Source organism: Paenibacillus sp. SYP-B3998, assembly GCF_010820665.1.
Lineage (GTDB): Bacteria > Bacillota > Bacilli > Paenibacillales > NBRC-103111 > Paenibacillus_E.
Genome location: NZ_JAAIKC010000030.1, coordinates 1 through 12,221, shown reverse-complemented (window position 1 = coordinate 12,221; position 12,221 = coordinate 1). Strand labels below are relative to the sequence as shown.

The 12,221-nt window shown below is 42.7% G+C and carries 9 protein-coding genes; all 9 read left to right on the top strand.

The window, feature by feature from the left end; genetic code table 11:
* The first annotated feature begins 116 nt into the window (after window positions 1-116).
* The 9 genes from GK047_RS29000 to GK047_RS28960 all read left to right on the top strand — a co-directional run bounded on the left by GK047_RS29000 (window position 117) and on the right by GK047_RS28960 (window position 11,762).
* Window positions 117-836 (top strand): HNH endonuclease, encoded by a 720-nt coding sequence (locus GK047_RS29000; protein WP_163954226.1) that lies wholly within the window; start codon window positions 117-119, stop codon window positions 834-836.
* 17 nt (window positions 837-853) lie between these two features.
* Window positions 854-1,321 carry a DUF6985 domain-containing protein gene (locus tag GK047_RS28995; protein ID WP_163954223.1) on the top strand — a complete coding sequence of 156 codons (468 nt, stop codon included), beginning with the start codon at window positions 854-856 and terminating at the stop codon, window positions 1,319-1,321.
* 615 nt (window positions 1,322-1,936) lie between these two features.
* Window positions 1,937-2,260, top strand: a complete 324-nt coding sequence (locus tag GK047_RS28990; RefSeq protein WP_240344360.1) for a helix-turn-helix domain-containing protein — start codon at window positions 1,937-1,939, stop codon at window positions 2,258-2,260.
* 61 nt (window positions 2,261-2,321) lie between these two features.
* Window positions 2,322-2,474 (top strand): hypothetical protein, encoded by a 153-nt coding sequence (locus tag GK047_RS30045; RefSeq protein ID WP_346010410.1) that lies wholly within the window; start codon window positions 2,322-2,324, stop codon window positions 2,472-2,474.
* A 924-nt stretch (window positions 2,475-3,398) separates the two neighbouring features.
* Window positions 3,399-3,779, top strand: a complete 381-nt coding sequence (locus GK047_RS28980; protein WP_163954221.1) for a hypothetical protein — start codon at window positions 3,399-3,401, stop codon at window positions 3,777-3,779.
* Between the two features lie 266 nt (window positions 3,780-4,045).
* Entirely contained in the window at window positions 4,046-5,092 is a 1,047-nt protein-coding gene (locus GK047_RS28975) for a Wadjet anti-phage system protein JetD domain-containing protein (protein ID WP_163954219.1), read from the top strand.
* On the top strand, window positions 5,080-6,603 hold the full coding sequence (locus GK047_RS28970) for a replicative DNA helicase (RefSeq protein WP_346010409.1): 1,524 nt from the start codon (window positions 5,080-5,082) through the stop codon (window positions 6,601-6,603). The genes GK047_RS28975 and GK047_RS28970 overlap by 13 nt, the downstream gene beginning before the upstream one ends.
* Window positions 6,593-7,348, top strand: a complete 756-nt coding sequence (locus GK047_RS28965; RefSeq protein ID WP_163954214.1) for a DUF6063 family protein — start codon at window positions 6,593-6,595, stop codon at window positions 7,346-7,348. The genes GK047_RS28970 and GK047_RS28965 overlap by 11 nt, the downstream gene beginning before the upstream one ends.
* Entirely contained in the window at window positions 7,332-11,762 is a 4,431-nt protein-coding gene (locus tag GK047_RS28960) for a coiled-coil domain-containing protein (protein WP_163954212.1), read from the top strand. The genes GK047_RS28965 and GK047_RS28960 overlap by 17 nt, the downstream gene beginning before the upstream one ends.
* Window positions 11,763-12,221: the final 459 nt, after the last annotated feature.

Sequence of the window (12,221 nt, the reverse complement as noted above, 5' to 3'; positions counted from 1 at the left end):
AAAAGGGCTTGAAACAGGAAATAAAAGAAATAGGAGATTCGTTAGAAGCTCTGAAAAAGACCATTGGAAATACTGAGATTCCAAGGTTATTACCGCAACAAGAATTGGTTGGCGGCATGTTAACGCCTAATAAGACGCTTTCTGAGGCTTTCCAGGATGCTAAGGATGGTGTGTTGAAGTTTTTAAAAAATGGCGATGAGGTTGGTAAGGGGACTACAAAACCTCCCAAACCGAGTAAACCGCCAGAAACTAATGGGACGGGTAAGATTGATGATACTCCAGCTGCCTTCAAGCAAACTGAATTTGCCAGTTCTTATGAAGCTAGATATAATCAAACACCTGCACTTGAGAATCCAAAGGTTGGTTTTGAAGGACAAAGGGGAGAATCTAAATGTATCTTAAAACCACCTCCTGACCCAGAATTGAAGAAAATATTAGACGAAGCTGGCATTGACGGTATAAATTATAAGAATGCTGTACCTGATTTTTCGCCTGTAGCAAAAGCAGAGTTGGAAATCGATCATATGTTAGGTGGAACTGGAAACAGAAGAGCAGATGCTAGAAGGGCTAATTTTAAACAAGCAGATATTAAATTTGCTGAACAACTTAATAACTCGCCTGAGCTGGCTAGTCAATTTGGGCTGACCCCAGGAAAAATTAAAGCAGGAGACATCGCAGATATTCGTGATGAATTGAAGTTAACATGGCACGAATTAAACGATGGGAAAACGATGCAACTTGTGCCATCAGAAATTAATAGCAAATTCGGACATCTAGGTGGTGTAGGAGAGATAAACGCAGGAGCATTTGAGCCGGGAGGATTTGCAAACAATTAGAGAGGGGCTTTCTCATAGTGAAAATTAACGATGCAGTTTTCGGTGAACTTGAATATAATTATGGATGGGTTAGGTACACTACCATTGAGTTTTGTGAAACAGAAGCCAATATTGCTTTGATGGTAGACGGAGACGACGATGGTGAATTTAGTGAGAAACAGTATACTTCGTATAATTCTTTAATAGAAAACTGGGAGCATCTTCAACAAAGTATTTTGCGACCAATTTTAGATTATTACCAACAAAAGCGGTTTGAGCTTGGATATGATGTTTCAAACAATGAGAATTACCCCTTAATTGTAGACTTCGACGAACTTTTAAAAAATATCAGGTTAGTAGGGATTTATGTACCTTCTGCGAGACGCTTTGAAGGCAGATACATTGGACTAACGTTTGACTGTAAATGGGACGTGGAAAATGGGGTTGGCATTCGTCTAATCGATGAAGAAGTTGCTAGGGTAGGATACCAAGATGTTGCCCTTTAAGGATTTTTTTTGGTGAGCTACTACTGTAACTATATAGATTTTCGGGTTTGTTGACCTTGATTGGCTCTTTGCCTTTCAAGGTTTCTTTTTGGAGGGGGCTACCCAGTGACGAATGAACTTATCATCCAACCAATAAGGAAGTTAACCCATGTAATACCCGTATAAAGCTTTCTCGAAGTTGTTGTACGCACATCAACGCTTGAATTTTATACCCTAAATAACGCTATTGCGTTACATTGAACAGATCGATTATGGTCAGATACCACCATGATTGACCTGTTTTTTGTTATGTTCGCTTTCTTACAGTTTTTTGAAAATGCTACGCAACTGTAGAATACGCTGCCCCGATAGAGAGGATGAAAAGGCAAAGCATCCTTTGAGATAGATAGACCGACCATTAATATTGTCAGGACTTATCTGCAAATTGTCCGCAACAATCTAGCTATTTGCCGCGATGGTTATCGTGAACGAAAAATCTGGTGACGACCAGTTGACATAGACAGGTAAGGATACGTTTCGGGCTAGCCGCTTCCCTACTCTACAGCCGCCCGGTGGCGGCATAATAACACTAAAAGGAAGGGATTGCATATGAAAACGAAGTACAACGACTTTTGGTTGACTAAGAATAACAAAGCCGCTAATGCGTACATGGACGAAGTTGCCAAGGAGAGCAACTTTACAGGACATCACAAAGAATATACCATCCTGCCGCATAAAATCCATCGGTGTTACGGTTTAAGTTCGTATGAGAAGCTGATTCTCGTTGACCTAGTTGCTTATATGAGCGACCAGAGTCAGTGCTACTCCACCATTGAGATGATTGCTCGAAATCTTGGACGCAGTTCCAAGTCCGTAGAGCGTCATATTACCAAACTGGCAGAGAAAAAGCTGATTCTGGTCAGCCAGAGCAAGAACAACATATACTACCTGCCGAACTAACTGAGTAAAGACACTCTTATTCACCTTTAAGACACCATTCGATGAAGAGGTTGAATCTCTTATTTACATTGGAGAAGTTGACGAGGATGAGTACATCTCATGGCAACCTGTCGAAAAAGACTTTTATGATTTCGATTCACTGGAAGAGGACTTAGGTGTCAGGATTCATCCGTCTATTATAGAATATTTTATTCATATTATTTTGCCGATTTAGATGGATGTATTAAAGACCATTATATAAAACTAGAATCGGTACTGCAAAAGGCAGAAATTGAATCTTATAGTAACACGCTTAAAGGATACAAGAATAACCACGACAACAAACTCTTGAGAATATTCCTTTAGGGGTAGAAGGCAATGGGTTTAACGTAGTGGTTGATAACGAAGATGGTTCTGTGAAACTCGAGGACTTCGAAAGAAATTCATTAGAAGTGATTTCGGAGAGTATTGAGCTATTAATTACTAATTTACGGCTAAAAAGATAATATCATTGGATAGAACTCTTTGTGATGACGTAGAATTTCCATTTCCTCTAATATATCATGTGGGGGCTACCCAGTGCCGTATGAACCCATCATTCAATCAATAACCCATATAACCCATATAACCGATGTAATACCCCAACAAAGATTTCTTTAATTTACTTGTACGTACAGTAATGCTCGAAAAGTATAACCTAAGTAACGCTTTTCCGTTACATTGAACAGGTCGATTATGGTCAGATACCACCATGATTGACCTGTTTTTTGTTATTTTCGTTTTCTTGTGGTTTTTTCAAATTTACTCGCAACTGTATATTATCCCACATCTACTGGGATTTCTTTAATCCTTTCAAGTTAAGATTGCGTCAGTATCTAAATGCTTCCTTGAGTTTGAAGGGAAAGGGTTTCAAGTATCATTTACATGTAAGAGATCGTGGGCATTACCTGCATATCTCTTATCAATTGACCTTCGTACCAAAGTCAAGAAAGAACACGCTAAGAATCGAATGTCACCCTGATAGCTTAGTTCATTTCTATTCATGGCTCAAGCCATTAAAGAACAATGCCACAGCCATATTGTTTGTTCGATGTGATGTAGCTTTTGACATACCGCTGCCCATATCAGAGTTGTTTACTTTATCGCTACTGGGCGTACTATGCGGACTTGGAAAGGAACACGTTACTCCAATGAGAAGCATCAAAGGCAAGCAGCAGGTTACAGCCGAGTTTACGATAAGAAGCGTCAACTGATGAAACGGTATGGAAAGGTTACTCAGGGGGAGTTAACGAGGTTTGATATTGTTTATGTACCTGACGAGAAGATACCGCTTGAAGCTATGGTGCAGTTTCCACCCAAGTTCAACAGGCTTTATCTATGCACTCATTTAACTCATCCAGAACACTTGAAGCCTAAGCAATTGGAAAGGGGGTATGGGTTAATGAGCGGAGAACTGAGAACTGCAACAAAAGGATGTGTCGGGCTACTACCGAAGGTTGATTGTGAAGGAAATGGGAAAGCAGCCTACATTGAACTTTGATGAGGTGGAGGCGGCACAGTGGGAAGAAGTCATAACAATTCCTTGTGCTGTCTTGAGTGGCGTGATTAATAAAGTAGCGTGTACAGTTTAACGCTACTTTATTTCAATCAATTCATCGATGCTTATTTCAAGTTTCTTGCTGAGTAAGCTAGTAGAGAAATCCATAGTGAATTCTGTCTAAAACATGGAATATCATGGGCCCAACTGAAGCTACACCGAATCTCTGTTATAATGGTCGTATCTTTCTCAATCAGGAGAATATGTACATGGAACCCAAATCGCAATTATTACGCTATTTACAATCTTTTAAAAAAAGTAAGATTTTACTTTCAGAATTAGAAGAAGTATTTCTAGGGCAACCTTGTGCCGATGATATATTTTCCAAAGCCGTTTTAGAGCTTGAAGCTGAAGGGATATTGCAGATGGTGCAGAGCAAGGGGAGAACAGGTAAACAAACGTCTCTTGCCTATCAATATAACGTGCAGAAGAGTCGACTGAAAGAGGATCTGCATAAGGAAATTCATCGCGCAAGACTACTTATGCATCCCTTGATCAAGCTGGATGTCTATTATTCGTTGGAGTCATCGAATTGGCAGCAAGACTGGCCTTACATAGAAAGAATAGATGCCTATCTCAAGCAGCACGCTTTGCCAAGCATCGCAGTGCCTGCGCCAGAAAGAAGCTTTGCGCTAGTTGGTGATGAGAAATGGATCACAGAGAAGCAGGGGAAAGAGCTGCTCGCGCGAATTGGGTTATGGGATAAATTACTTATTATTCCAGTTGCCGATCCGTTGATGATGGCGGTCAATCCTGGATGCCTATCGAATGCGGTTCACCGCCATCTGATTGTCGAAAATAAAACAACCTATCAAGCCTTGCTGCAAGCCTTGCCAGACGTTCCTTTTACGACGCTGATTTTTGGAGGCGGATATCGAATAACGAAAAGTATGGAGCTGCTTCCGATGCAATTGCCGCTAACCGATTGTGTGCACCAATTCTATTATTTCGGTGATATCGATAAAGAAGGAATTGCGATTTGGCATACGCTTCACAATCGTGTGCTTGCATGGTTCGGCAGTCCGGTGCATCTGGCCCTTCCCTTTTATAGAGCAAGCTTAACGAAGAACTTTGTATATGGCAAGGATAAGCATCGGGATCACGAAGAGGCTATTGAACATTTTTTGTGTCATTTTTCTTTAGAGGAACAAGTGAAAATAAGCACGAGTTTAGCGGCAGGCGGCTATTTCCCTCAGGAAATTTTACAAACACAGGAGCTTTGCGCGTTATGGAGGTACACAGAGTGGACTATTTAGAAATAGGGCAGATCGTTTCCGGCTTCCGGGAACGTATGGCTAAGCTTTCATTGTTTGATCCTTTGTACGAGCTTGGCAGGAAACGGCAAACAGATCGACAAAACAAACCGATTGATTTCATGGAGCTCGGTTTATTGACGTTGCTGTATTTCTTTGAGCAGAAGCTGATGCGCAAAAATAAGGCGGGGGTCAAGGATTTGGCTCAGTTTCTTTTAAAAGTAACCGGAATTTTCATTGACCTAGATGAAGAAGGATTTGAAGACTTGGCGAGGCAGTTAATTCAGACTTTTCGGCCACCGACAGGGAAGAAGCGGGATTTTTCTTTTATGAATTGGGAGACGGGTCAGACAGAGTCTGTATACATTTCAATTTTGAAAGCAAATGCCTTCGATCTAAAAACAAATACGCAATACTACACGCTGGATGACGATGGGTTGGAGCTTATTTTTGCCACCAAGGAATTTTATATGGAGTTTCAACTATCGATTCATCAGTTGGTGCTTCGCAAGCAGCTGGAGAAAGGCGAGTTCGAGAGCGCCTTGCGGCAGATTAATGAGATGCGTGTGGATGTAGAAGCTTTGCAAGAGCGCATGGTCAAGCTGGAGCATGAGCTGAAAAGAAACATCGTATCAGAGGAAACATTCACGCGCTACAAAGAGCTGCTTGAAGATATTTACCTTCGCCTTCAGATGGAAAATGAAGAGTTCGAGGAATTGCGGCAGTTCGTAAAAGAGACCAAAGATCGCGTCCATGCGGAAACGATCAGGCAGGCAGATCAAAGGCCCTATGAGCTTATCTTACGTATTTCCAATGAACTGGAGAAGATACATGGCGAGCATTCGATTCTTTTTCAACAAAGTATGGTGTTGAAATCCCACGCATTGAGCGCTGCGCAAGAATCTCTTTACTACACAGGATTGGATTCTTTTAATTTTGATCAAGATATTGGATCTTTGATATTCAGCTCACCCTTACCTATAGAAAGTATGAAGGGCGTACTGGCTCCTTTTCTCCCTATTCAAGAAACGAAGATATGGTCACTACTAACGGTGTGGGCAGAGCAGAATATTCAGGAAGACGGCGACGGACACGAGCGGGATGATAATTTCCTGGAAATCGGAGGAGACAGCGATGAACGGCGGTATGCAGCAGCTCAGTCAAGATTGTATAAGCTACTCATGGAGCAGCTGCTGCAAATGATGGAGGGGCAAGGCCACGCTGAATTAAAGTTGTACATCAATCTCATTGAGGAAAGTAATCGATCGTATTTGCTCGCAGAGAGATCTTTCTATGATTTCTGGATCTATTTGCACCAACGAAGTCCAATAAGTGCGCATGATAGAGAGAATCAGCAGAACGAGGCTCAGGGTGCATGGTTGGATGATCTGTATGCGTTAATCGGAAATCGCAGCTTGATCGTCATTGAAAAAGAGGACAAAATCATCGTGAACGAGAGGTTTACGATTCAGAATATGTTGGTTTCATGGGGAGAGATAAAGAATGGCGCTTGAAAATGCAACGGTTATGAAAGCTTTTCGCATGTATAGTTTGTTAGCTCGAGATAGTGTCGTCAACAAGGGACTGCTGCAGGAATACATGGCAGATGATGAAGTGCGCGGCTTGGTAGATCAGTTTGCGCGCGAGGTTGATTGTGTAACGATCATAGCTGGGGAACAATTGTATATGATTCCTGAGACACGATTATCCCCGTTTCATATGAATAACGAGGTGATCAAGCGGACCTATTTGCGAGCAAACGCGGTGAATGCTGATCTATATCTCATGTATGTGAGTATCATCGTTCTTATTGGAGCCTTTTATGATAGCTATCAAACGATGGAACCTACTAGAAGCTTCATTCAGTTAGATGAATGGACAGCGCTTGTGAATGAGCGAATACGGATGCTGAAGAGATATCCGGAGACGGAACTTAGAGAGATGGAGAAGGAATTCTCCTATAATTGGACCTCCTTAATTGACAAATGGAGTGCAATGGATGACATCAAGGAGACAGCCTCTCGGCAAAGCGGTAATACGATTAGCCGGGTTAGCTTCATGGATTCGGTACGTAGGTTCTTAATCGCTCAGGAGCTGGTGTCGGATATTGGGAATCAGGAAATCACATTAACAGAGAAAGCGAAAGTGGTTGTGCAGCGATATTTCATGGAACTCGAGTATAACCGTGGTATTTTGGAGTTTCTCTATCAATTTGACCCCAGTGAGGAGGAGGCAAGCAGACATGCCGGCGATATCTAAAATACGATTCACCAATGTCGTCTATGAAGAGGGGAACAAGCGTTACAACGACGAATTGTTTCATTTCGATGGGCATAATGGTGCCATTTTGCTAGAGAACGGTGGTGGTAAGACGGTTTTCATCCAGACAGCCATCCAAGCTGTGCTTCCCCATACCGATTTGGCTGGTCGGAAGATGAAGGATACGTTAAGTCTTGAAAATGGTCCTGCTCATATCGCGATTGAGTGGATTTTGAATGAAAGACCCCGTAGGTACGTTGTTACATGCGTCAGTTTATTCCTTACGGCTACAGGGATGGATTCTTATCGTTATACGTATGATTACGCCGCGTTGGATGCGGATTCAATTGATCAACTTCCTTTTGTCAAAGAGAGCGCTGGCAAGCTACGTGCCGCCGATAAAGGCGAGATTCATGACTATTACCAGAGTATGACGTCAAAGCGAATGAACGCCAAGCTGCCTCCGACGATTAAAGAATATAAGCAATTGTTGGAAAAGGATTACCATATTATTGCATCGGAATGGGATCGCATTGCCAAGATCAACAGCTCAGAGGGCGGTGTGGAAAGCTTCTTCGATGAATGTAAAACGACAAGCCAGTTGTTTGACCGTTTGCTTATTCCTACTGTAGAAGATGCCATGTCAGGGTATGAACAGGGGGAATTTGCCGATACGTTTGAGTCTCATCGAGATAGCTTCAGAAGATATAGAGAATTAAAAGAGAAAATTGAAGAGAATAAAAAAATTCTGTCCGAATTGGATCGGTATGTGGGCTTTTTTGCCAAGTTGGATGCAAAACAGCAAGAATATGCAGCTTCTCAAGCAGAAGCGAAGTCTTATTGGCTGTTATCTAATGAGCAAAAAGAGGAGGAAACAGCGAAGCTTTCTCAATTCCGCAATCAAATAGCGGCATGTGAGCAGAAGCTGCTCTTGCTGGCGCAGAAGAGGGACTCACTCCATATCGCTAAGCAAAACCAAGAGCGAGCTACCTTGGAAACCAAATTGAATTTAGTTGAGGAAGATATGGGGCGAACAGAGGCGAAGGTCAGAGCGACTAAGCGACTCTATTATTCATTACGCCTCGCTGAGTATAAGCAGCAATGGAAGCAAGCAGAAGAGCGTATGAACTATTTAAAGCAAGAACTCGATCAGTTCGGAAGCACCAAAGAGGAAGATGACCTTCAAGAAGCTTGGAAAAGTAACAGCGGACAAATTCGGAGCTTGTTTGAGACCATTGAGCAAGAGTGGCAGGCCGAGGAGGAGAAGCTTAAGCAAGAGATGGCTTCCTATGAAGATCGGAAGAGTCTGGAGGAAATCGTTCTTGTCGAGTTATCTGGGCAACTGGAGGATTTGAACAAGCGAATCATAGAAAATAGATCGATTGTGGAAGCCCGTGAGAAAGATCGGGAGAGTCTTCGTAAACATGTGCTCGCTAACCCAGCAGTAGAGAGCATGGAAGGGAGCATGACAGGCTGGGTTCAGCGTTATCAAAGATTGGATGAAAGCAATGTGCTGCTCGTTCAGAAAAACAAGGATTTGGCAGCTTCAAAGGATACCTCGAGTAAGGATCTTGAACGGATTAGCGAAGCTCTTAAGCAACAATATGCGGTATGTGCCAGCTCGGAACACAGTTTGGAGGCATTCAAGGAAGCTCATCAAGCCGTACGTTCAGAACTTGCTGCTTATAGACCATCTTGGGCTAGACTTACATTTATCTATGACAAACAGAGCTCGATTGAAGAGCAGCTCATCGAGGATATGGAGAAACGTCGTCAAGAGAAGGAAACGTACCTGCAGAAAGAACGTCTTGCTTTTCGTTACATCGATGATTATAGAAATCAAGACATGTTTTTCGCCGATATCTATGTAGCAGGATTGCTAGAGAAATGGAAAAATCAGTTCTCTCTCTTAGAGTCTGGTATTCAGTATTTGCAAGGCGTTGGCCTGCCGCATCGGGCAGCCATGCATCCTCTTTGGTCAGTAACTTTGATAACCACTGAAGGGGAAGTAAGTAGCGTAGCCAATAAATTAAGACAGTATGCGGAAGATATGCAGTTTCCGATTCAAGTCATTTCTTCCCAAGAGGCTTCTCGTCTGGCTAATTTAGATGCTCCGATTGCAGAGGCAGAGAAGGCGTGGATTGAACCGCAGCATTGGCGCGAGAATGTGGATGCCGTTGAATTTGCCAATTGGAAACAAACTATTTATCAAAAAGGCGAAGAAGTTCTATCCACTCGAAAAGCAAAGGAAGAGGAACTGAAGCATACCTCAGATAGGCACGCGTCCTTCCATCGATTCCTTACATTGTATCCGCTGGAGACCGTGCAAGAGATAGAGAAACAAGTTGGACAGAACCGCGAGCGGGTTCGTCTGCTTGAAGAGGAAAAGGAAGTATGCAAGAAATCGATTCGACAAGATGAGATGAGCATGGATCAGCAAAGTCAAATCATCGATGAGCAGAAAGACGAAATGGTTCAACTTCAACAATGGATAGAGAAGGGGCATAACTATCTAGCTCTTGGGAAAGAAATCGATGTATTAAGCAAGGCGAACGATCAACTTGTCGAGCAATCAGAGGTTATACAAAGCAAAGTCAACAGCCGTCAACGCGGTATCGAGCACATGGAGAGTACGATGGAATCAACGAAAGCTCGCCTCCTCTATTTGAAGTTGGAGAAAGCGACTTTACAAGGTCAAGAGCTGTATGCAGAACTTATGGATACGCTGCCGATTCAGCCCAAGCAAAGCCTGGATTGGCTGAAGACGGAAAGACGTGACTTGCATCTTAAGCTGAACCACATCTCACAAGGGCGCCAACAGCTTGAAATAAACTGGAGTCATGCGAAGAATAGCAAGATGACTTTAGAGAGAGAGATGAATAAGCTCCAGCAGGAGCACGGCGACTTACAATTGAATGATGCGCTTGCGTTTTCAACGACAGGCGAAGAGCAGATGGTCGAGTTGTTGAAGGAACAAAAAGAACAGGAAGCTCAGCTATCCCGTGTAAGAAGTGAGTTTGCACGTATGGAAAAACAGTTCGATGCACAAGAAACAAGAGTTAAGCTCTTGGTTGAGCAGTATACCGAAGCTCATTCCGGGCAGCAGCCTGCTGTCTTTCTCGAAGCTCTGCATGTTATTGAGGAGCAGGTTCAAAGCGAGGATACACGGCTAAAGGAAGAGCAGCAAGGTTTGATGCGCATGCAGACGCAAATTATGGGACAGCTGACCACAATCGAAGAAGTACTTCACTACTTGAATCAGTACAAAATTATGCATGGATTTGAGAATCCACGTGTGCTAGCGCTTTTGATCACGCAAGAGGCCAAAGTGGAGTTTCTTTATGATCGAATGGGAATTGTCAAAAACGTGTTGGCTAAGTTATCTGCACATACAGAAAGCTTAGAAGCAGAAGAGAATACCGTGAAGAAGGCCAAAGGACAGTTTATCGATTTTTGTCGGAAGCACATTAAAGACGTGAAACTTAGAGAGATGGCCGAGCAGGGCGTCGAACAGAAAAATAACTTTGAGGATATGACGGTATTCCAACAGAAGATGAATAGTCGGATTGAACGTGTAAATCATATTGCTGAAGAAACCATGCGAACCCACAATCAGCAATTGGAGCAATATATTGTACATGTACACAGCCATCTCAAGCTAATTGCATCTGAGCTCAGGGATATTCCGAATAAAACCAGAGTAAAAGTCGAGGATCAATGGAAGCTGATTTATTCGTTCCATATTCCTGAATGGGACGAGCTAGAGGCGAAGGAATATTTGCGTAAGCATCTGGAATGGATTTTAACAGAACTGGAAAAGGGCCAATACCGTGATGATAACGGTCAAGAATTTAAATCGACGGTTCGTAAGGAGATCGAAAAATGGCTAGACACCAAGCAGCTTTTGCATATTGTTTTGCAGGAACGTCCTATGAAAGTATCCTGCCGGAAAGTAACGAATGAGAATAACGTAACGAAGGCCTCCTTTTCGTGGGAACAGTCGAATAACTGGTCCGGCGGGGAGAAATGGAGTAAAAATATGACGTTATTCCTAGGCTTACTCAACTATGTCGCGGAGAAACGTCAACATATACAAGCCCATATGAAAAGACATCGTACGGTGATACTGGACAATCCCTTTGGCAAGGCATCAAGCGACCACGTGCTGAATCCTGTGTTTTTTATTGCTGAACAACTTGGCTTTCAAATCATTGCGCTTACGGCGCACGCGGAAGGCAAGTTTCTCAAAGACTACTTCCCCGTGGTGTTTAGCTGTAGGCTTAGACAAGCGGCCAATGGGAACAAACAGGTGATGACCAAGGAAAAAGAAATCAACCAAGCTTACTTCCGTGACCATGCACCCGTCTCGTTGGAAAGGCTTGGGGACGTGAAACAGCTAGAACTGTTCGTGTAGGCGAAGGGGTTTTGTATAGAAAGTAGGGATGTTGGATGGCGATGAGAAGGTAGGGATCTTCTTCTATAATAGAAGAGCAATAATTATCTAATATTCAGCCATCCATGTCTTTATCAGGGTAAGAATAAACTTTTTTGCATTTGGAAAAATAAAACATTGCATTGTGGTTGCGTGCCATGGTATATTGTCATTCCGGCCGCAAGAAAGGCTGGTGAAAGTAACTTGAGAAAAACAAGTTGCAAAGTAATTGTAAGTGTGTTATATTGAACTTCCGGCCGAGAGAGCGGGACGGAAACGAAAGAAATTGATCTTTGAAAACTGAACAACGAGTGAAGAAGCACGGTCGAGCAATCGATCAAAAAAGAGATGCAAATCTCGCTAGCAACGCAAATGAGCAATTAAGCTTTCAAATAGGTTTAACTATTATGGAGAGTTTGATCCTGGCTCAGGACGAACGCT